The organism is Anaerotignum neopropionicum, assembly GCF_001571775.1.
Lineage (GTDB): Bacteria > Bacillota > Clostridia > Lachnospirales > Anaerotignaceae > Chakrabartyella > Chakrabartyella neopropionicum.
The window spans coordinates 190,895-212,890 of record NZ_LRVM01000004.1; the positions used below are offsets into that span (position 1 = coordinate 190,895).

Below are 21,996 nucleotides of genomic sequence, written 5' to 3' on the forward strand. Positions count from 1 at the left end.
AGGTGGCCAATGAAAAAAATAGGATTAATTCCTAATGTAGATAAGGATAAGGACTTGGCTGTAACAATGCGTTTGGTAAGATATTTATTGAATAAAGGCTGTATTCCTCAGCTGACGGAGAAAATAGCGGAGCTGTTAGGATTGGAAATGTATGCCCGAAAAGAGAATGAAATTTATGAACATTCGGATTTTATTATCTCTCTTGGGGGCGATGGAACCTTATTAGGCGTTGGCAGAAAGGCTTGTCAATATAATACACCCATATTAGGGGTAAATTTAGGCACATTGGGTTTTCTAACAGCGGAAGAAAAAAATCGGGCGGAATATGCCATTGATAAAGTCCTAATGGGGGACTATAAAAAGGAAAAAAGAATGATGCTCCAAACCTCCATTGCCACGGAGGATGGACGAATTGAGGGAATCAACGCCCTGAATGATATTTGTATTACCCGTGGTATTTTATATAAAATATTGGAGTTTAATGTTTTTGTCAATGATGAATATGTAAACACACTGCGGGCAGATGGTGTTATCATTTGCACACCTACTGGTTCTACGGCATATAATTTATCCGCCGGCGGGCCTGTTTTGAAGGCGGATGCGCAAATTATTGCCATCACACCCATTGCACCTCATACATTAACCAGCCGTTCTATTGTTGTTTCCGCTGAGGATACAATTACGGTAGAAATTAATCCCAGAGAGGACACAGCCTTTACCATTAGTGCTGATGGCCAGGAAAGCTGGAGCTTAACGGGAAAGAAAGTTGTTCAAATTCGCAAAGCAAAGGTTTATACAACAATCATAAAAACAAATTCCCAGAACTTTTACGATGTTTTACGGCATAAATTATCAAAATAAAATGACATAAGAAAAAGGAGGCGTGGGCTATGAAAATTGCTAGGCATGCAAAAATTCTTGAATTAATCGAAAGCTATGATATTGAAACTCAGGATGAATTGGTACAACGTTTGTGTGACGAGGGGTTTATGGTTACCCAAGCTACAGTATCCCGAGATATCCGTGAGATGAAGCTGACAAAAATTGCTACGGAAAAGGGGCGGCAGAAATATGCGATCATTTCTGGAAATGATACGGAAATCACTGAAAGATTGACCCGCGTTTTTAAGGAAGCCGTAGTAAAGATGGATTATGCCCAAAACATGATTGTGATTAAAACACTGGAAGGCATGGGCATGGCAGTTGCTGTTGCGCTGGATAATATGCAAAATGCGGAAATTCTGGGCACAATTGCCGGAGATGATACTGTTTTTTGTGTGGTTCGTACCCATAATCAGGCGGCAATTATTATTGAAAAGCTTTATCGTATTATTCATAGTGCTTGAGTGCCGATAAGGGGGGATGGCTATGCTTGAAAATTTACATATTAAAAATGTGGCTTTGATCGAGGAGTGTCAGGTCTCTTTTGGCAATGGTTTAAATATCCTAACTGGGGAAACCGGTGCAGGGAAGTCTATGATTATTGACTCACTGCAATTTGCTTTGGGTGGAAGAATGGGAAAAGATTTCTTGCGCAAGGATCAAAAGATGGCGCTGGTTGAGGCACTTTTTTCCGTAAAGGATAGTGGGTTTTTGAATAGGCTTGAGGAAAATGGCATAGAGCCCGAAGAGGATAAAACCGTATTGGTTACCCGTACGCTAAATGATGCCGGAAAATCTGTGTGCCGTATTAACGGGAGCATTGTGACGGTAAGCATGCTGCGTGAGTTGGCTGGGGATTTAATTGATATTTATGGACAGCATGAACACCAATCTCTTTTAAACCCATCGAAGCATATTCGCCTGTTAGATAGGTTTTGCGGCGGCGGGTTTGAAAAGGTTATGGAGATGTATAAAAAAAGCTTTGAAAAAATGAAAGAAATCGACAAACAGCTGGCGGAGCTTATGGGAGATGAAGCTCAAAGAGAGCAGCGTTTGGATATATTGAATTTTCAAAAGGAAGAAATTGAAAATGCTACATTGGTAGCTGAAGAAGAAGATGAGCTTGTTGAGAGAAAGAAGCGTCTGTCCAATATGGAGCGATTGATTCGCTTATCTGTAGAAAGTGCCAGCCTTTTGTATGATGGCACGGATGATACACCTTCAGCTTGCGACAGCCTCAGTATAGCGGTGGCAAAGATAAGGGAGTGTACTGCCTTGGATTCAGCCTTGGAGGATTTTTATAATGAGCTGGAGGATGTCTATGCAAGGCTAGAGGATATTGCAAGGGAAGTTAAGAGATATGCACAAAATCTAGAGGATGATCCGGCGGAATTAGAAAGAGTGGAAGAACGACTCCAAACGATTTATAAAATGAAGCGCAAATATGGTGGTAGCGTTGAAGCAGTTTTGCATTTTTATGAAAAAATTTCAAACGAAATTGAGTTTTTTTCCAACAGCCAGGAAAAGGTTTTGCAATTAATGGCTGCGAAGGAAACGGAAAAGCATATTTTAGATACCACCGCCCAGCAATTGTCTGACCTGCGCAAAGATGCGGCAGAACGTGTAGCCAAGCAAATTGAAGCTTCTTTGAAGGATATGGAGATGAAAAATGCCAGGTTTTACATACAAGTTACGCCAAGAGATGAATGGAACGCAATGGGGAAGGATAAGGTTGAATTTTTAATTTCGCCAAATAAGGGCGAAGATTTAAAGCCCCTTGCGAAAATTGCCTCGGGTGGTGAAATGAGCCGTGTTATGCTGGCGTTAAAGGCTGTTTTGGTTGATGCGGATGAAATTGAAACATTTATTTTTGATGAGATTGATACAGGTGTCAGCGGCAAAACTGCAGCAAAGGTTGGGAAAAAGATGAGCCTCATCGGGGAAAAGCGACAGGTTCTTTGTATTACCCATCTGCCCCAAATTGCAGCAATGGCGGACAAGCATTTTTTAATTGAAAAAGAAACGAAAAACGACCAAACCATTACTATGGTGAAAAGCTTGGAGGAGGATGCCTCCGTAGCTGAGGTTGCTCGTCTTATGGGTAGTGCAGAGGTAACAAATGCTACTTTAATGGCTGCAAAAGAACTGCGAGAAGGGAAGCTTGGCTTGTAAATAAAAAGAAATCAGAAAGAGACATACCACATAAGCGGTATGTTTCTTTTTATGTGCTTTAATATTTAAAATCTTTTGGCTTTTGTGCCACTTGGAGAGAAGAATTTTGAAACCCCGCAGGATTATCATAAGGGTTTTCATAAGCGCTTTCTTGGCGACTTAAAAGCCACTGCATATAAAACAACAACTCTTTTTTGCCACGGTCCTCCAACATATCATAATACTTAATGAAGGTTTCAAAATCATCGCTCTTTTTATCGGGTTCATAGGGTCGGCGAATTTCATTTACTCCAACAAGATAATCCATAGAAACGTTAAATATGAATGCTATTTTTTTCAAATCTGTTATGGAAGGCTGATTATGGCCTGATTCATAATTTGAAATAGCAGTTGCGCCATATGCTAATTCTTTAGCCAAAGCTGCTTGGGTCATTTTTTTTTCTTTTCTTAGTTGCTTAAGCCTATTGTGAAATTCCATAAAAACACCTCATTATAGTAGCCCCAATATATAAATGACTAAATTATTTTAAATTGATTATAAAATGATTATAAAGTGAAAAGCTATTGGGGAAAAGATAAAATCATAAAAAAGGAATAATTAAAATAAAATAATCATGGTTTATGAATTAAAACGATGTTAATTGTATTATTTATGACTTATGTCATAATATACACAAAATCTATTGACAAGTACAAAAAAAAGTGATATTTTTTAATCACACAAAACATATCGGAATACTATGATATAAAAAGAACGACGAAGGGAGCATTTTTATGACAACCAAAATATATATGGACAATGCTGCAACAACACCTGTAAGGGATGAAGTGTTTGACGCCATACTTCCTTATTTTAAAGAGTATTATGGAAATGCATCAAGTGTGTATAGTATTGCAAAGGAAAGTAAAAAAGCGCTGGAAAAAGCCAGAGAACAGGTTGCAAAAGGAATCGGAGCAAAAACGGAAGAGATTTACTTTACGGCCGGCGGTTCCGAAAGTGACAATATGGCGCTTCGGGGGGTTGCGGAAGCCTTAAAAACTAAGGGAAATCACATTATCACAACAAAAATTGAGCATCATGCAATTTTGCATACTTGCGAATATTTAGAAAAAAATGGTTACGAAGTAACCTATTTGCCTGTGGATGAGTTTGGAAAAATTCGTTTAGAGGAGTTGGAAAGCAGCATTCGACCAGAAACAATTTTAATTTCTGTAATGTTTGCCAACAATGAAATCGGTACCATTCAGCCAGTTGGGGAAATTGGGAAAATAGCTGAAAAGCATGGAATTTTGTTTCATACGGATGCAGTGCAGGCTGTTGGCCATGTACCCATTCATGTGGAGGAAATGAAAATTGATTTACTCTCTATGAGCGGGCATAAGCTGGGCGGGCCCAAGGGCATCGGCGCTATTTATATCCGCAAGGGTGTCCCGGTTCAGCCATTGATTTTTGGCGGAGCACAGGAAAAGAAAAAACGTGCAGGGACGGAAAACATTGCGGGAATTGTTGGGTTGGGAAAAGCGGTTGAACTGGCTACAGCGGAAATGTCTGTTGAAACAAAACGCTTACTTCACCTAAGGGATCAATTGATTTCCGGTATTTTGGAAAAGGTTCCTTATAGCCGGTTGAATGGTCACCCTACTGATAGGCTGCCGGGGAACTGCAATATTTCGTTTTCCTATATTGAGGGTGAATCTATGTTGCTGTTGCTGGATGCCATTGGCGTTGCAGCCTCCAGCGGGTCTGCTTGCACCTCAGGCTCCTTGGATCCCTCCCATGTATTGATGGCAATTGGTTTGCCTCATGGGGTTGCCCATGGTTCCTTGCGCTTGACATTAGACCGTGGCAATACAGAGGAGGATGTTAATTTTGTGTTGAAAAAAATCCCCGAAATTGTTCAAAAATTAAGGGATATGTCACCATTATATGAAGAAATTGTGAATAAAAAAGCTTAGGCTTGAAGGACAAAGGAGGAAAAGTAGATGGAATACAGCGAAAAGGTAATGGATCATTTTATGAACCCAAGAAATGTTGGCGTCATTGAGGACGCAAGCGGCGTTGGACAGGTAGGCAATTTAAAATGCGGCGATATTATGAAGGTTTATTTAAAAATAGAGAATGGTCGTATTGAAGATGCTAAATTCAAAACCTTTGGTTGTGGTGCCGCCGTGGCAACAAGCTCAATGGCCACGGAATTGGTCAAAGGCAAAACGTTGCAGGAGGCTTTGGAAGTAACAAATAAAGCAGTAATGGAAGCTTTAGATGGGTTGCCCCCTGTGAAGGTGCACTGTTCCTGTCTTGCAGAAGAAGCACTGCATGCTGCCTTGTGGGATTACGCTCAGAAAAATCAAATGGAAATTCATGGTTTGAAGGCTCCTGTGGAGGATATTGACGAATTGCATCAAAACGAAAACGAAGATTAAAATATTGAAAATGGGCGGCTATCCTTTTGTAGCTGCCTTTTTTATTGTTAAGAACTGTTTATGTCTATTTTTTCATACAAAAGGGCGCTTCTTTGGTAAAACAAAAGCACCTTTCTTAACCAATAAAAGGATATCCCACAAAATTATGCGATTTTACTAATTATTACAAAGGATTTTTAAAAAACTGCTAATTTTCAAGCCTATTTTTAGTACAAAGTGCCGAATGTTTTTTTTTGCATTTAATTATAAAGGAAAATCCATACAAGTGAAGAAAGATAATAAATGTATATGTTGTTTAAAAAACATATTATGTATACACATATATACAAATGGGCATTTTTGCCAATAAAATTGATTTAGGAGGTTGGTATTATGAAAAATTACACTGCAGACAAAGTAAGAAACGTAGTTCTATTGGGTCACAGCGGTTCCGGCAAGACAACATATGCCGAAGCAGCTCTTTTCTTCTCAGGCGCAACAAAGCGTTTTGGAAAAGTGGATGAGGGCAATACCGTTAGTGACTATGAAGCAGAAGAAATTCGTCGTAAGGTATCAATCAATACATCTGTACTACCCATTGAGTGGCAGGATACAAAAATCAACTTCCTAGATACACCAGGTTATTTTGATTTTGTTGCGGAAGCAAAATTGGCAATGAGCGTTGCGGATACGGCGCTAATTATGGTTTCGGCAAAATCAGGCGTTGAGGTTGGAACGGAAAAAGCTTGGGAATATGCAGAAGAAATGCATCTGCCAAGATTTATTTTCGTAAATCAAATGGATGATGAAAATGCTGACTTTGAAAAAACCTTAGCAGATTTAAGAACAAATTTCGGAAAAGCGGTTGCACCCTTACAAATTCCTTTTAATGACGAGAATGGTAATTTTATTGGTTTTATTAACTTAATTAAAAAAGATGCAAGAAAGAAAATAAACGGTAAATTGCAGCCTTGCCAGGTGCCGGCAGATAAGGTTGATCAGGTAGAGGTTCTTCGTTCTATGCTGGTTGAAGTGGCGGCTGAAAGCAGTGAAGAATTAATGGAGAAGTTTTTTAATGATATTGAGCTGACAGAGGAAGAGATATATGATGGTTTACTGGAGGGGATTAAAAATCATAGCATTTGTCCCGTTATGTGTGGATCTGCAACACTGGGCTATGGTGTCAAATTACTGATGAATACTTTGGTGAGATTCACGTCTCCGGCATTTGAAGCAAGAAAAAATTTCCACGCTTTTATTGATGGTACAGATACCGTGCTTTGCAGTACGGAAGATAAAACTTTTTCCGCATTTGTATTTAAAACAATCTCTGACCCATATATCGGTCGTTTGAATTTATTTAGAGTAATGACTGGTAAACTAGACAATTCTATGAATATTTATAACGTTGAAAAGGATACCTTTGAAAAGGTTGGTCATCTTTATATAGTAAGAGGGAAGGAACAAATAGAAGTAAATGAGCTGCATACCGGTGATATTGGTGCGCTGGCGAAACTTACTAACACCTCCACGCAAGATACGTTGGCAACGAAGGAGAACCCAATTGTAATTCCAAAGCTACCATTGCCAAGTTCTGTTCTATCCATGGCAATTCAGCCAAAAGGAAAAGGTGATGAGGATAAGCTTTCTGCGGCTTTATCAAAAATTAGAGAAGAAGATCCTACTATTAAAATGGAGGTTAATAAAGAAACGAAACAGACGCTTATTTCCGGAATTGGGGAGCAGCAGATGGATGTAATGGTAAATAAACTAAAAACGAAATACAAAATCGAAGTGGATATGATTGACCCCATTATTCCATTTAGAGAAACAGTCAAAGGAAAATCATCGGTAAGAGGTCGCTATAAGAAGCAGTCCGGTGGACATGGTCAATTTGGAGATATTGTTATGGAATTTGAACCTAGTGGCGATATGACTTTGCCCTATGTATTTGAGGAGAAAATTTTTGGCGGCTCCGTGCCGAAGCAGTATTTTCCTGCCGTTGAAAAAGGCCTGCAGGAATGTGTTTTAAGCGGTGTTTTGGCAGGGTATCCGGTGGTTGGCTTAAAGGCTACCTTGACAGACGGTTCTTATCACCCTGTTGATTCTTCTGAAATGGCTTTTAAAATGGCAACCTCTGTAGCTTTCAAAGAGGGCGTGCCCCAGGCAAAACCCATATTGTTAGAACCAATTGAGCATGTGGAGGTTCTGGTTCCCGAAAGATATATGGGAGATATTATGGGCGATATTAATAAGCGGCGTGGTCGTATTTTAAGCATGGATGCTGCTGGAAACAAAAAATGCATCATTGCGGAGGTGCCTACATCAGAAATGCATAAATATGCTACTGATTTGCGCTCCATGACTCAAAGCCGTGGCGAATATAAGCATTATTTTGTACGCTACGAGGAAGCGCCTATGGAAATCCAGAAAAAAATTATTGAACGTAGAGCGGCGGAAAAAGAGAAATAAACAGTAATTTAAGTGTTTAGTGGGCATTTGCCATGGAAAATATCGGTCCAAGTTTTCCATGGCAGGTGTCTTTTTTGTATTTTGAGAAAATTTCTTTATAATCGTTTTGTGTTTCTTAGAGCAAGAAATTTCTTTGCGTGCAAAAGTCACTGACAAAACAAACAGTTTATGGTATTATAGAAAAACAATAAGAAAATATTGGATTTATAATAGTTTTTAAAAAGAATGATATAGCGGAATTTCCGTTAAGTATTATTAAATAAGACTTTTATTTTAATATTTTTCAACGAATTGGAATGACTAGCATAAAATTGAGAAAAATAGTTTTTAATAGGCGTAAAGATTAGGAGGTTTTTATATGCTTGATGTAGCAATCATTGGCGGAGGTCCGGCAGCACTGTCTGCGGCGCTTAACTGCCGACAGCGTAATAAAACGGTTTGCATTTTCGGAAGAAGCCTGGATAGCTCCCTGCTATTTGCCGCTGAAAAGGTGGATAATTATTTAGGTCTGCCAGACGTAAATGGGGAGGAAATGTTAAACCGCTTCTATTCCCATGCAGTGAAAAATGGTGTCGAGTTCCAGGAGTGCCGTGTTACCCAGGTATTAAATATGGGTGAACATTATATGATTAATGCGGAAAATAATTTTATCGAGGCAAAAGCCATAATTTTGGCCACGGGGCTGAGCAAGAGCAAAGGAATTGCCGGTGAATTAGATTATTTGGGCAAAGGCGTCAGCTATTGCGCAACCTGTGATGGAATGCTGTATCGTAACAAAAAGGTTATTGTCATAAGTGAAAACGAAGAAGGCGAAGCAGAGGCCAATTTTTTGGCTGATATTTGTAAGGAAGTGCTTTATATCCCTTTGTATAAAAATGTTTCATTTCTGAAGGAGAGTGTGACGGTTTTAGCTGCAAAGCCCAAGGCAGTCATTGGTAGTGGCGAGAAGCTTACAGCCTTGGAAACGGATCAGGAAACAATTTCCTGTGATGGTATTTTCTTTGCAAAAAATACAATGCCGCCGGATAGTTTGATTTTTGGCTTAAAAACCGATGGTAAAAACATTGAGGTTGATCGGCGTATGTCAACGAATTTGCCGCGCGTTTATGCGGCGGGAGATTGCACCGGCGCTCCCTATCAAATTGCAAAGGCAGTAGGGGAAGGGTTGGTTGCGGCGCTGTCGGCTGTTTCTGATATTGACCAAATGACGAAAAAATAATAGACTCCCTTTAGGCATTGGCAAGGAATGGTTCAGTTTGTCTCCTTTACTTTGGGAACACTATTTTTTGAAATACTTCCAAAATGCATAAATGTCTAGAGGTTTTTTTTGAGCGTAGGTTAAGGGGAAAAAATAGGATAAATGTAAAATAAGTTTACTACCACAATAAAATTTTGATAGAGATGAAATTCAAAGAGAATGCAAGGGATTTCGAGAAAAAATTAAAAAAAGCATTGTATTTTTAAAATTTTATTGTAATTTAATCCATTTTAGCATAAAATAGCTAAAAATAATATTTGAATATTCTTGAAAAAATGCTAATATAATAACAGAAATCAGCACTCAATAAACACGAGTGCTAACAGAATCAAATAAGGAGGTAATGATATGAAACTTTCACCATTAGGAGATAAGGTTGTATTAAAGCAGTTAGAAGCGGAGGAGACAACAAAATCAGGATTGATTTTAACCTCTCAGTCCAAGGAGAAGCCCCAGGAAGCCATTGTTGTTGCAGTAGGCCCAGGTGGTATGGTAGGCGATACAAAGGTTGAGATGGTGCTGAAAGAGGGAGATCGTGTTATTTTCTCTAGATACGGCGCAATGGAAATCAAATTTGACGGTGAAGAATATTTGGTCATGAGACAAAATGATATTTTGGCAGTAGTAAAAGATTGATTTTAAGGAGGCGTTATAGATATGGCAAAGGAAATTAAATACAGCACAGATGCTAGAAGCTTAATGGCTGCTGGTGTGGATAAATTGGCGAATACGGTAAAAGTGACATTGGGACCCAAGGGCCGTAATGTTGTTTTGGATCGTAAATTTACATCCCCTTTGATTACAAATGATGGTGTAACCATCGCAAAGGATATTGAACTGGAAGATCCTTATGAAAACATGGGTGCACAGTTAGTAAAAGAGGTTGCTACCCAGACAAATGATGTTGCCGGTGATGGTACCACAACGGCAACAGTTTTGGCTCAGGCAATGATCCAAGAGGGCTTGAAAAATATTGCGGCAGGCGCAAACCCTATTATTTTAAGAAAAGGTATGCATAAAGCAACGGAAGCCGCTGTGGCTGAAATTAAAAAAATGAGCCAGGCGGTAACAACGAAAAAACATGTTGCAAATGTTGCTGCCATTTCCGCAGGGGATGATGAAGTTGGCGATATGATTGCAGATGCGATGGAAAAAGTTACAAACGACGGTGTTATTACAGTGGAAGAATCCAAAACCATGAAAACCGAGCTGGAACTGGTGGAAGGTATGCAGTTTGATAAGGGCTATTTGTCCTCTTATATGTCCACAGATATGGAGAAAATGGTTGCTATCTTAGAGGATCCCTTTATTCTTGTAACGGATAAGAAAATTTCCAACATTCAGGAATTGGTTCCCCTTTTGGAACAGGTGATGCAGGCAAACGGTAAGATTTTAATTATTGCCGATGATGTGGAAGGCGAAGCCTTGGCAACCTTGGTTGTAAATAAATTAAGAGGAACTTTCACCTGTGTTGCGGTAAAAGCGCCTGGCTATGGTGAAAGAAGAAAAGCACAGTTGGCAGATATTGCTGCCTTAACAGGTGCACAGGTTATTTCCGAAGAAATTGGACTGGATTTGAAGGAAACAACATTAAATATGCTGGGTCGTGCAAAAACTGTTCGTGTAGAAAAAGAATTGACAATCATTGCAGATGGTGCTGGCAATAAAGAAGAAATTGAGGGTCGTATTCATCAGATTAAAAAAGCAATTGAAGAAACCGAGTCCGATTTCGACAGAGAAAAATTGCAAGAAAGACTTGCAAAGCTTAGCGGCGGAGTTGCGGTAATTAAGGTTGGCGCGGCTACTGAAACGGAAATGAAGGAAAAGAAAATGCGTATGGAGGATGCTTTGGCAGCTACAAGAGCAGCTGTTGAAGAAGGCATTGTTGCAGGCGGCGGTACTGCTTTGGTTCATGCAATCGATCAGGTAAAAGCGGCATGCACAAGCTTGATTGGTGATGAAAAAACAGGCGCGGATATTGTAATCAAGGCTTTGGAATCACCTTTGCGCCAAATCGTTGAAAACGCTGGCTTAGAAGGCTCTGTAATTGTAAATAAAGTGAAAGAAATGCCCTTAGGCGTTGGTTTTAACGCATTAACAGAAGAATATGTTGAGATGGTGGAGGCAGGTATTCTTGACCCTGCGAAGGTGACAAGAAGTGCACTGCAAAACGCAACTTCTGTTGCATCTTCTTTCCTGACAACGGAAGCTGTTGTGGCAGAATTGCCTACAAAGGCTCCCGCAATGCCTGATCCAGGAATGGGCGGAATGGGCGGCTATATGTAACAGTTTCAAGAACAGCGAATTCCATTTTCATTATGAATATAGTAAAAAAACCTCTATCCTTTGGATGGAGGTTTTTTAATATTAGAAAAAGCAGGCTTTATAAAGATTTTTAGACAGAGTCGGGAAGCTTCTGAAATAAAAATTCCGTTTTTGGAATTTTGAAGGATAAAAAATAAAAAAATGAAAATAATTTTATTAAGGTAAAAAAGAATTTTGTAGCAAAATAATACAACTTTATTTTTGACATTTGCCTTTTTTAGCAATAATTTCGCAAAATGTATTTACATCAAAGACAAGTGTGTTACTAAAACAAAAAAATGTCCGTCGTGTGGAAACTTTTTTGGGATTTTCTATTGACTTTGACGAAAAAGTTCATATATAATTGCTATGCAAGGACAAAAAGATTTTTCAGTCCGGATTTTTAATGGAAAAATAGTTTCAAAGAGGGGAGGAATAGGTTTGCTGCAGGTGTTCGATATTATTGGCCCTATCATGATTGGTCCATCCAGCTCCCACACTGCGGGCGCGGTTCGCATTGGGAAATATGCGCGTTCTATTCTGGGAACTGTTCCTGTTTCTGCGTTGATTCGTTTTAGTGGTTCTTTTGCAAAGACTTATAAGGGGCATGGAACGGATAAGGCAATTGTTGCTGGTATTTTAGGCATGGAAACTGATGATGAGCGTATTCGTATTAGCTTGGAGGTTGCCAAAGAAGAAGGATTGGCGTATACATTTGAGGAAACAGAAATTGACGGAGCGCATCCCAATACGGCGGAAATATTTTTAAAGGATGCCGATGGAAGTGAAATTCTGGTTCAAGGTGCATCTATTGGCGGTGGAAATATTATTATCAATAAAATTAATAATACAGTTGTTTCTATTTCCGGGAAATCGGATACACTGATCATTCCTCATGAGGATGTTCCGGGTATGATTGCAGTTGTAACAAAAATTCTTGCGGAGCACAGTGTAAATATCCACGGATTTTCTCTTTGCAGAGATCACAAAGGGGGCATTGCGGTAATGACCATAGAAATTGATGGTGGTATAGATGAATCTATCAATCAAGTTATTTTAAGTCAACCCCATATTCTGGCTTCTACAATATTAAAAGCAATTTGATTAAAATATATCTATAGTTTGAAAACGTAATTTAGGAGTTTTTTGCGGTAGCAACACGGTTATATGGTGCTTATGAAAGCATTTTGGAGTTGAAAGATACCAACGAATGAGAAAATGCAAATAACCCAAGATTTTGTTGGTGTAGTTTTCAATTTGGGTATTAATATATGAAAAAATATGGAATTGGAGGTGATAATATGAAATATGACTCTTTGGCAGATTTGGTTTTGCAAGCAGAAAATGAAAACATCCCTCTTTGTAAGCTGATTTTAAGGGATCAAGCACAGCAGGCTGAAACGGAAGAAAAGGTATTGTTTGAAAATATGAAGCGCTCGCTGATCGTTATGCGGGAATCAGTTGAAAGTGGCTTGGATGCCAATAAACGCTCTGCCAGCGGTCTTACAGGCGGAGATGCTTTTAAAATGAGAGAGGCCGTAAATGCGAACAAGAATATTTGTGGAAGGATTTTTGGGGAGGCAATGGTGAAGGCTCTTGCGGTTTCTCAAACAAATGCCTGCATGGGAAGAATTGTAGCTGCACCAACGGCGGGTAGCTGCGGTATTTTGCCTGCGGCATTATTAACAATTTCTGATGATAGAAATATTTCCGAGGATGACGTAGTAATGTCCCTTTTTACTGCATCTGCGGTGGGAATGGTAATTGCCAATAAGGCGAGCATTGCCGGTGCAGAAGGTGGTTGTCAGGCGGAATGTGGCGCAGCCAGTGCCATGGCAGCTTCTGCTTTGGTGGAGCTTTGCGGCGGAACGCCAAAACAAAGTGAACACGCTTGTGCTATCGCTTTAAAAAATATTCTGGGGTTAGTATGTGATCCTGTGGCAGGTTTGGTGGAAATTCCATGTATCAAGAGAAATGCCATGGGCGTTGCGAATGCTTTTGTAGCAGCAGAATTGGCCTTGGCCGGGGTGGAAAGTGCAATTCCCGCAGATGAAGTTATTTATGCCATGAAGAAAATAGGGGAGGCAATGTCGCCTGCCTTAAAGGAAACGGCAGAAGGGGGCTTGGCGGCAACCCCCACAGGGAAAAAACTTTGTGAAAAGGTGTTTGGTCATTGATAAAAATTATCTTTCTTCGTACAACCAAAGTAACCGCAATGATATTATAAAAATAGGAGAATTGATAAAATGAATAATTTATTTCAAAAATGGAATTCTATTAGTCTGGTTAAACGTATTGTAGCAGGCCTGATTATTGGTGCTGTTCTTGGCAGAGTATTGCCATCTTTAACGGTGATTGGCATCTTAGGAGATCTGTTTGTTGGTGCATTAAAGGGCGTTGCGCCTATCTTGGTATTTTTCTTGGTAATGAGCTCTCTTGCTCAGCATAAGAAGGGTGCAAAAACAAACATGGGCACTGTTGTTGTTTTGTACTTAATCGGTACATTCGCTGCTGCCTTGGTAGCGGTTGTTGGTAGTTTCATGTTCCCAGTGTCTTTAACCCTGACGGATGCAGTTCAAAACAGCACACCTCCTGATGGCGTTGGCACTGTAATTAAAACCTTGCTTATGAATGTAGTTCAAAACCCCATTGCATCTATTTCAACTGCAAATTATATTGGTATTTTGGCTTGGGCAGTTGTTTTTGGTTTAGCGCTGAAGCATTCCTCCGATACCACAAAAACGATGCTGGGTAACTTTGCAGATGCAGTTTCTCAGGCAGTTAGATGGGTAATCAGTTTTGCTCCGTTTGGTATTTTAGGTCTTGTTTTTGCCACGGTTTCCACAAGTGGGCTGGGTATTTTCACGGACTACGGCAAGCTGTTGTTATTGTTGGTTGGCTGTATGGTAGTCATTGCGCTGATTGTAAACCCTATTATCGTTTTCTTAAATATCAAGCAAAATCCATATCCGTTGGTGTTTAAATGCTTAAAGGACAGCTTCATTACAGCATTCTTTACCCGTAGCTCTGCCGCAAATATTCCCGTAAATATGACACTTTGCGAATCTTTGGGCTTGGATGAAGATAACTATTCTGTTTCTATTCCTTTGGGTGCAACAATTAATATGGCTGGTGCTGCAATTACGATTACGGTTATGACTTTGGCGGCAGTAAATACACTAGGGTTTTCTGTTGATATTGGAACAGCTTTGGTTTTAAGTATTGTTGCTGCAGTATCTGCGTGTGGTGCTTCCGGCGTAGCAGGGGGTTCCTTGCTGCTAATTCCTCTGGCATGCTCCTTGTTTGGCATTTCTAACGATATTGCAATGCAGGTTGTAGGCGTTGGTTTTATTATCGGTGTTGTGCAGGATTCATGTGAAACTGGCTTGAATTCCTCTACTGATGCACTGTTCACAGCTGCGGCTGAATTCAGACAGTGGAGAAAAGAAGGAAAACCCATCAAATGGTAATGTTTAAATTATATTAATGAATGGTATTGGTTGTACGAAAAAGTAGTTTTTTGAAATATACAAAGATGTATTTTCTTTAAGCATAATGAGAAGAGATATAAAATGAGCGGTGATTTTATTCACCGCCTTTTTTATGGATTTTTGAAGTTTGCAAAGAAGTTTTTTGTTTTGCAAAAACTCGTAAAAATAAATTATAAGGATTTTTGCTATGCAAGAATCCTTTTTAGCGTTCATAATTTTTGTGATATTCCTCATGAAAAAAGTTTTTTAATAATTTTTTACTGTTGATTTTCTTAGTGAAAGCTTAAAATTTACGATAACAATAGAAATAAAAAAACAAACATACAGAAACCCAAAAAAATGGGATTTTTCAGATGTTTGTTTTTTGCTTATATTTGAAATACAAAGCCTAAGAAAATCAGATGTTCTGACGAGGATAAACCATATTTTCTTCTTTTAGGCAGGCTAAAACTTCATCTGCAAATTTTTTGCATTCAAGCTTTGTAATTGCCAAATTATGATCCAGAAAATTTCCGCACATTTCCGATTTTGCGGCAGGAATTTCTTCCTCGAAGCTGCTCATATAATCATAGCATTCTTTCATAATGGTTGCTACATCAGCGGGTTCCAAGTCGCCTTTAAAAATAACATACATACCTGTACGGCAGCCCATGGGTCCAACATAGATTGTTTTTTGGGACCACAGGGGATGGCTGCGGAAAAAGGTTGCCATCAAATGTTCAATGGTATGCATGACGGAAGTGTCTAAAACCATCTCTCGGTTCGGTTCTTTCATGCGAACATCAAAGGTTGTTAAAACTCCGTTTTCTACGGTATCCTTTCGGGATACATAAATTCCTCTCAATAGTGTATTATGATCAATACCGAAGCTGGTTACGTCCATAGCTTTCATCCTTTCTTATTTTATAAGATTAAACAAGGTCATTCTACCTTTTTTTTAATAGTTTTTCAAGCGTTCCGACATAACTTTCCATTGTAAGGGTTGAACGGTTTTGTTTTTTGCTGTAAAATAGGAAAAAATATACTTTGGAAAAGGGGAATATACATGTCGAAGCAAATTACAAGGGATGAGGCTTGGGAATTACTTACAAAATATAATAAAGATGCTTTTCATTTGCGTCATGGCGAAACAGTGGAAAGCGCAATGCGCTATTTTGCTAAGGCACTGGGATATGGCGAGGAAGAGGCGTTTTGGGGCAATGTTGGGCTGCTGCACGACCTGGATTTTGAAATGTACCCGGAGGAGCATTGCATTAAATGTCAGGAGATTATGAAGGAGCATGATTTGGACGAGCGCTTGATTCATGCGGTGGCAAGCCATGGATATGGAATTTGCTGTGACGTTGCCCCTATCCATGAAATGGAAAAGGTGCTTTTTGCTGTAGATGAGTTAACTGGGTTAATTGGCGCGGCGGCTTTAATGCGTCCTTCAAAAAGCGTTCAGGATATGGAGCTGAAATCCATTAAGAAAAAGTTTAAAGATAAAGCTTTTGCCGCAGGCTGCAATAGAGATGTAATCCGAAGAGGCGCAGAGCAGTTAGGCTGGGAATTGGACGATTTAATGATAAAGACGCTAGAGGCTATGAAAGCGGATCCAAGAAATTAGTGAAAGTCTGTTGGCTATAATTTAGCTATATTACATTAGAGAATGGGGGGGATAAGATGAAGTTTGTAAAAGGAAGGGGTATCCGTGTTGTTGCGGCAAGCATTTTGTTTTCTATGATGCTTTCTATTTATGCCTTTGGAGCAATTCCCAGCGCATATTGGAAGGTGCAGCAGCCGTTTATTACTGCAAGAGAAGCGGGGAATAACAATGATATCATTAAGTATGGCAATGAAATTGTAAATATTTTTCAGGACAAGCCGCTGGATAGGGATAAGGCGGAAATTTTATATAGCACTTATGATGCAATGTACAAGGCCTATGAAAATACAGGGAAATATGGAAATGCCATTGATATTTTAAAGGCGCAGATACCCTATGGGGAGTATTTGGGTTATGCTGATGGAGTGAAGCTTGCGAGGGAAAGGGTCAATAAAATCAATCCCATGACAGAGGTATATGCTGTGACTGAAAATACAGTTTCTGTGCCTTATTATGGGATGAAAAATGAACCTAAGGCGGGTACATATTATGGTAGAGTTTATTCAAGTGGTGGAATTAAGTCCATGGAACAGGAAACGGCAATCTCATTTTATGTTGAATGTATGCAAAACAAGGTGGCAGATTTCGATTATTTAATCAGGCCTTATGCCGATGGGACAAGGTTAATTCATATTGCATTGAATATGCCGGAGGAAAATGATTCCTTAAAGCTTGTTATGCAATCTAGTTCAGATGCTTATCTCAAGGAAACCATGGAGTATTTGAAGTCTTTGAATGCACCGGTATTGGTCCGAATAGGTGGCGAGATGAATGTATGGCAAAATCTTGCCGATCCTGCTTTGTTTAAGCAGGCGTACATTAAAATTGCCAATATTGCAAGACAGATCGCACCCAATGTGGCATTGGTTTTTTCCCCAAATGATGTGTCAAATTGGAACGTAGATATGGATGACTATTATCCCGGCGATGCTTATGTGGACTGGGTTGGTGTTTCATTATATATAAACCAATATAAAAATCCTCAAAATCCCATAGTAGGCAAGGATTCTGATGAAATGTACTATGGAAACGGCTTATATGCAAATCCCCTTACAAAGCTTAAAAATATTGTATCCAAATACGGTGATAGAAAGCCTATCATCATTACCGAAACTGGGGTTGGCTATGGAATCAATGGGAAGTCTGTTGATTTGAATGCTTTTGCAAAAGAAAGAATCCAGATGCTTTACACCTACGCCAATATGTTATTCCCTCAGGTGAAAGGTATCATTTATTTTGATGTTGATTTGGGGAGTAGCAATAAATACTTATATTCTTTGAGTAATAACGCCCAAATGATGCGTCAATATATTGCATCTACCGAAGATAATGCAGACCTCATTAAGAAAATGGGGGTTACACCAAAGGCCTATGTGAAGGCAGGAAGCTATAGCGATACGCTCCCCATGATTGAGCTGTCAACCTATTGTATTTTGCCGGGAAATGTGCCTGTGACGGTGGAATATTCCGTAGACGGTAAAAAGCTCGCTTCTGCCGGTCAAATGCCCTATAAGTGTAATGTGGATGCAAGTACATTGTTGGCTGGAGATCATGAGTTGAAGGTTTTAATCAAGGCTTCTAATGGCTATGAAAAGACGAAAGTTTACACTTTAAACAAACAGGCAAATAACCTGGTAACAATAAAAGCAAAGTAATTTTAAAAAAGTACAAAAATTTCTTATGGTATTCATAAAATTTATGGATGCCATTTATTTTTAAAAAAACCGTATTCAAACAGTAATATTTATTTATATTACGGACAAAATAATAGCGAAATCTAATCAAAAGGAGGGAATTCAAATGGAAAGATGTAATGAATGTATTCGTTGTACTGTGGATAACTGCAGACATCATCACAACACGAAAAATTACTGTACCCTGGATGCAATTCAGGTAGGCACACATGAAGGAAATCCAACCATGGATCAATGTACAGATTGTAAATCCTTCAATATAAAGTAAGATAACCGGTTATTTTTTTGATAGCGGGCTTCTTTTTATGGATTAACATAAAAGGATGCCCGCATTTCTTGCGAATTTAACCCAAATAGGCTTGCTAGGACATGCAATTATAGCGTAAAATAACTTGGGGTGATATATTTATGAAGGTTTATCTTGTTCGACATGGTGAAACGGATTGGAATTTGCGTGGGATGTTTTATGGATGGACAGACTGCGATATCAATGAAAAAGGAATCATGCAGGCAGAAAGATTAAAAAAATATTTTGGCACAATTTCCTACGACAAAATATATGCAAGTGATTTACTCCGGGCAGCGCATACGGCTGAAATTATCGCCGAAGATAAAAAAATAGATGTACTAAAGGACAGCTGCTTTCGAGAGCTGCATTATGGAGATTGGGAGGATAAGGAAGGCTCTTACATACGGGAAAATCATGGTGAAGAATTAAGTCGATGGCTAAAGGAATGGAAAACAAGTGCTTTCCCCGGCGGCGAAGCTTTTTTTGATTTTTATCAACGGGTAACAGATGGATTAATTCGCGTAATTGAGGAGAATAAAAGTAAAAACGTAATCATTGTATCTCATAATGGACCTATGAGTGCCATGCTTTGTTATTTAACAGGAGTGGGCCCAGACGGTTTTTGGCGATTTTTCTCTGAACAGGGGTGTTATAGTTCTGCATTTATTTCCGAAAAAAAGATTACCATCGAGAAAATAAACTGTCCTGTTTAATTTGAAAAAAATTTCAAGCTGTAAAGGGAAAATACTTGACAGCTTGCTTTTTTTTTAGTATGATATTGCAAGTGATTGTAAAGTGATTTTCCTTTACAGGGGGAATGAAAGATGATTGAAATTTTAAAGCTGACGTTGCTTTATGATTTTTATGGTGAGCTTTTGACAGAAAAGCAAAAGCAAGTGTTTGAGATGCATTATCAGAACGATCTTTCTCTTTCTGAAATCGGAGAAGAATTATCAATCAGTCGTCAGGCTGTGCGGGATCAGCTAAAGCGCACAGAAAAAATACTGATTGAATATGAAGAAAAACTACGTTTGGTAGAACGCTTTCAAGAGCAGCAAAGGGCTGTTCGCAAAATGAAAAGTATTCTTGATGAAATAGCAATCGGAGAAATCAGCAAAGAAACCACAGAAGCAATTTCTTCCATGAAGCAAATTGCAGATTCGATATTATCGTAAAAAGGAGGGCGATCTATGGCATTTGAAAATCTTTCCGCTAAGCTGCAGGAAGTGTTCAAGCAACTCCGGGGAAAAGGCGTTTTGACCGAGGATGATGTAAAGGCTGCGATGCGAGAAGTGAAGATCGCACTACTAGAAGCAGACGTAAACTTTAAAATTGTTAAGGATTTTATCAAAACGGTTACGGACCGTGCCGTTGGCGTGGAGGTTTTGCAAGGCTTAAACCCGGGTCAGCAGGTTATTAAAATCGTAAATGAAGAATTGATCTCCTTGATGGGCAGTACCCAAAGCAGACTAACCTACTCTAACCGTCCGCCTACCGTATATATGATGGTGGGTCTGCAAGGTGCAGGTAAAACCACCAGCAGCGGTAAATTGGCGGGGCAGCTTAGAAAGCAGGGCAGAAATCCCCTTTTGGTTGCCTGTGATATTTATCGTCCTGCTGCAATTAAGCAATTACAGGTGGTAGGGAAAAATTACGGTATTCCTGTTTTTGAAATGGGTACTGAGGTAAGCCCTGTGGAAATTTCCAAAAAGGCCTTGGAATATGCAGCTGAGCAACACCATGATGTGGTTTTGATCGATACCGCAGGTCGTTTGCACATTAACGAAGAATTGATGCAGGAGCTGTTGGATATTAAAGCCACAGTAAGACCGCAGGAGGTTCTTTTGGTAGTAGACGCTATGACCGGGCAGGATGCCGTAACCGTAGCGGGCAGTTTTGACAGCCAGTTGGGTGTGGATGGTATTATTATGACAAAGTTGGACGGCGATGCCAGAGGCGGTGCCGCGCTTTCCGTCAGAAGTGTTACCAACAAACCAATTAAATATATTGGTATGGGTGAAAAAATGGAGGATCTTGAGCCTTTTTACCCCGACCGCATGGCTTCCAGGATTTTAGGGATGGGAGATGTTCTTTCCCTGATTGACAAGGTACAGCAAAATATTGATGAACAGGAAGCCTTGGAGATGCAAAAGAAAATGCGCTCCAACGAGTTTACCTTGGAGGATTTCCTGTCACAAATGCAGCAAATTAAAAAAATGGGCCCGCTGAAGGATTTAATGGGAATGGTTCCCGGGCTGAACGGTCTGAATTTGGATAAGGCAATGGAAGGGGTTGACCCTGCCAAGGAAATGGTGAAGGTAGAAGCCATTATACAATCTATGACAAAAGAAGAACGGTCAAATCCTTCTCTTCTTAATGGTCCTCGTAAAAAACGCATTGCCAACGGCTGCGGCAGGAGCATTGCGGAGGTGAATCGTCTGCTGAAGCAATTTGAAGAAATGAAAAAAATGATGAAGCAGATGAACAATATGCAAAAGGGTAAGAAAGGGAAACTTCCTTTTTTCCGATAAATGAAGTTTAAATTTTTTAGGAGGTGAAATGATATGGCAGTAAGAATTAGATTGAAAAGATTGGGTGCAAAAAAGGCTCCTTTCTATAGAATTGTTGTTGCGGATTCCAGAACATCCAGAAACGGTAAATCTATCGAAGAGATTGGTTACTACGATCCTACAAAGGAACCTATTGTTCTGAAGGTTGATGCGGAAGCAGCCAATAAATGGATTGCTAACGGTGCACAGCCTTCCGAAACTGCAAAGGCTCTGTTGAAAAAAGCTGGCGTAATCGGCGAATAATCCGAAGGCGGGAGGCTTGACTATGAGAGAATTATTAGAGGTCATTGCAAAAAATCTTGTGGATTTTCCGGAAAAGGTACAAGTAACCGAAACCGAAAATGAACGTACATTAGTGCTGGAATTGAAGGTTGCCCCTGAAGATATGGGGAAGGTGATTGGCAAACAGGGAAGAATTGCAAAAGCAATTCGTACCCTTGTAAAAGCTTCCGGTGTTCATGAGGATAAAAAAATTATCGTTGAGATTATTCAATGAAAAAATGCCTTAATATTTGGGCAGTATAAGGGTGCCGACTTTGTCGGCGCCCCAGGCTGAAGACAAAGTCAAAATATTGAGGGTTTTGCCCTCAAACACCCACATGGGTTTCACCATTAATCTGTCTAAACCCGCATAGAATGCGGGTTCTGTGAAGGTTTTTGGTCTTGCTTTTTTCAAAAAGTAAGTGGGTTTGGGCAACGCCCAAGGTTTGTCTACGTTCTGGGGTGTCGACTTTGTCGGCACCCTTTGAACAAAGCTTACTCTATTGTTGTAGTGGTGAGGTGTGAGCATCCTGCCTGTTTTTATTTAGAGAATTT

The 21,996-nt window shown here is 39.5% G+C and carries 22 protein-coding genes; 20 read left to right on the forward strand and 2 right to left on the reverse strand.

The features are described 5' to 3' along the window. Window positions 1–9: 9 nt before the first annotated feature. From CLNEO_RS08120 to recN, 3 genes are read left to right on the forward strand one after another with little or no spacing between them, the layout of a single operon-like run. Window positions 10–861 carry an NAD(+)/NADH kinase gene (locus CLNEO_RS08120; RefSeq protein ID WP_066087098.1) on the forward strand — a complete coding sequence of 284 codons (852 nt, stop codon included), beginning with the start codon at window positions 10–12 and terminating at the stop codon, window positions 859–861. Window positions 862–890: 29 nt separating this feature from the next. Then, the gene (argR, locus tag CLNEO_RS08125; protein ID WP_066087101.1) at window positions 891–1,346 is read left to right on the forward strand and encodes an arginine repressor; all 456 of its coding nucleotides are present in this window, start codon (window positions 891–893) and stop codon (window positions 1,344–1,346) included. Between the two features lie 22 nt (window positions 1,347–1,368). Further along, window positions 1,369–3,054 carry a DNA repair protein RecN gene (gene recN, locus CLNEO_RS08130; RefSeq protein ID WP_066087104.1) on the forward strand — a complete coding sequence of 562 codons (1,686 nt, stop codon included), beginning with the start codon at window positions 1,369–1,371 and terminating at the stop codon, window positions 3,052–3,054. Between the two features lie 58 nt (window positions 3,055–3,112). Here recN and CLNEO_RS08135 read toward each other — a convergent pair whose 3' ends face one another. After that, window positions 3,113–3,532, reverse strand: a complete 420-nt coding sequence (locus CLNEO_RS08135; RefSeq protein ID WP_066087107.1) for a helix-turn-helix domain-containing protein — start codon at window positions 3,530–3,532, stop codon at window positions 3,113–3,115. 296 nt (window positions 3,533–3,828) lie between these two features. Between CLNEO_RS08135 and nifS the strand changes: the two genes are divergently transcribed. From nifS to sstT, 9 genes are all read left to right on the forward strand, one after another. After that, a complete protein-coding gene (nifS, locus tag CLNEO_RS08140; RefSeq protein ID WP_066087111.1) occupies window positions 3,829–5,010 on the forward strand; it encodes a cysteine desulfurase NifS in 1,182 nt (393 codons plus the stop codon). 27 nt (window positions 5,011–5,037) lie between these two features. Next, entirely contained in the window at window positions 5,038–5,478 is a 441-nt protein-coding gene (nifU, locus tag CLNEO_RS08145) for a Fe-S cluster assembly scaffold protein NifU (RefSeq protein ID WP_066087115.1), read from the forward strand. Window positions 5,479–5,850: 372 nt separating this feature from the next. Continuing rightward, on the forward strand, window positions 5,851–7,929 hold the full coding sequence (gene fusA, locus CLNEO_RS08150) for an elongation factor G (protein WP_066087118.1): 2,079 nt from the start codon (window positions 5,851–5,853) through the stop codon (window positions 7,927–7,929). Window positions 7,930–8,287: 358 nt separating this feature from the next. Then, a complete protein-coding gene (locus tag CLNEO_RS08155; protein WP_066087122.1) occupies window positions 8,288–9,148 on the forward strand; it encodes an NAD(P)/FAD-dependent oxidoreductase in 861 nt (286 codons plus the stop codon). A 387-nt stretch (window positions 9,149–9,535) separates the two neighbouring features. Beyond that, on the forward strand, window positions 9,536–9,823 hold the full coding sequence (locus CLNEO_RS08160; RefSeq protein ID WP_066087126.1) for a co-chaperone GroES: 288 nt from the start codon (window positions 9,536–9,538) through the stop codon (window positions 9,821–9,823). Window positions 9,824–9,844: 21 nt separating this feature from the next. Further along, window positions 9,845–11,473: a chaperonin GroEL gene (gene groL, locus CLNEO_RS08165; RefSeq protein WP_066087129.1), complete on the forward strand. Its 1,629-nt coding sequence runs from the start codon at window positions 9,845–9,847 to the stop codon at window positions 11,471–11,473. Between the two features lie 468 nt (window positions 11,474–11,941). Continuing rightward, window positions 11,942–12,595: an L-serine ammonia-lyase, iron-sulfur-dependent subunit beta gene (gene sdaAB, locus CLNEO_RS08170; RefSeq protein WP_330382582.1), complete on the forward strand. Its 654-nt coding sequence runs from the start codon at window positions 11,942–11,944 to the stop codon at window positions 12,593–12,595. A 197-nt stretch (window positions 12,596–12,792) separates the two neighbouring features. Continuing rightward, on the forward strand, window positions 12,793–13,668 hold the full coding sequence (gene sdaAA, locus CLNEO_RS08175; protein ID WP_066087131.1) for an L-serine ammonia-lyase, iron-sulfur-dependent, subunit alpha: 876 nt from the start codon (window positions 12,793–12,795) through the stop codon (window positions 13,666–13,668). Between the two features lie 69 nt (window positions 13,669–13,737). Continuing rightward, window positions 13,738–14,961, forward strand: a complete 1,224-nt coding sequence (sstT, locus tag CLNEO_RS08180) for a serine/threonine transporter SstT (RefSeq protein ID WP_066087135.1) — start codon at window positions 13,738–13,740, stop codon at window positions 14,959–14,961. A 418-nt stretch (window positions 14,962–15,379) separates the two neighbouring features. On the opposite strand, the gene CLNEO_RS08190 is transcribed toward sstT, so the two are convergent. Next, window positions 15,380–15,865 (reverse strand): S-ribosylhomocysteine lyase, encoded by a 486-nt coding sequence (locus tag CLNEO_RS08190; protein ID WP_066087142.1) that lies wholly within the window; start codon window positions 15,863–15,865, stop codon window positions 15,380–15,382. A gap of 162 nt (window positions 15,866–16,027) precedes the next feature. Here CLNEO_RS08190 and CLNEO_RS08195 point away from each other — a divergent pair, with 162 nt between their 5' ends. The 8 genes from CLNEO_RS08195 (at window position 16,028) to CLNEO_RS08225 (ending at window position 21,676) form a co-directional block, all read left to right on the forward strand. Beyond that, on the forward strand, window positions 16,028–16,588 hold the full coding sequence (locus CLNEO_RS08195) for a hydrolase (protein WP_066087145.1): 561 nt from the start codon (window positions 16,028–16,030) through the stop codon (window positions 16,586–16,588). 56 nt (window positions 16,589–16,644) lie between these two features. After that, the gene (locus tag CLNEO_RS08200; RefSeq protein ID WP_066087147.1) at window positions 16,645–18,282 is read left to right on the forward strand and encodes a glycosyl hydrolase; all 1,638 of its coding nucleotides are present in this window, start codon (window positions 16,645–16,647) and stop codon (window positions 18,280–18,282) included. Between the two features lie 145 nt (window positions 18,283–18,427). Beyond that, window positions 18,428–18,589, forward strand: a complete 162-nt coding sequence (locus tag CLNEO_RS15390; protein WP_083531922.1) for a DUF1540 domain-containing protein — start codon at window positions 18,428–18,430, stop codon at window positions 18,587–18,589. Between the two features lie 140 nt (window positions 18,590–18,729). Then, window positions 18,730–19,323, forward strand: a complete 594-nt coding sequence (locus CLNEO_RS08205) for a histidine phosphatase family protein (RefSeq protein ID WP_066087149.1) — start codon at window positions 18,730–18,732, stop codon at window positions 19,321–19,323. 111 nt (window positions 19,324–19,434) lie between these two features. Further along, on the forward strand, window positions 19,435–19,785 hold the full coding sequence (gene ylxM, locus CLNEO_RS08210) for a YlxM family DNA-binding protein (protein ID WP_066087152.1): 351 nt from the start codon (window positions 19,435–19,437) through the stop codon (window positions 19,783–19,785). A 15-nt stretch (window positions 19,786–19,800) separates the two neighbouring features. After that, the gene (gene ffh, locus CLNEO_RS08215; RefSeq protein WP_066087155.1) at window positions 19,801–21,141 is read left to right on the forward strand and encodes a signal recognition particle protein; all 1,341 of its coding nucleotides are present in this window, start codon (window positions 19,801–19,803) and stop codon (window positions 21,139–21,141) included. Between the two features lie 33 nt (window positions 21,142–21,174). Continuing rightward, window positions 21,175–21,423 carry a 30S ribosomal protein S16 gene (rpsP, locus tag CLNEO_RS08220; RefSeq protein ID WP_066087160.1) on the forward strand — a complete coding sequence of 83 codons (249 nt, stop codon included), beginning with the start codon at window positions 21,175–21,177 and terminating at the stop codon, window positions 21,421–21,423. A 22-nt stretch (window positions 21,424–21,445) separates the two neighbouring features. Beyond that, complete coding sequence (locus CLNEO_RS08225; RefSeq protein ID WP_066087163.1) at window positions 21,446–21,676, forward strand: KH domain-containing protein; 231 nt, start codon at window positions 21,446–21,448, stop codon at window positions 21,674–21,676. Window positions 21,677–21,996: the final 320 nt, after the last annotated feature.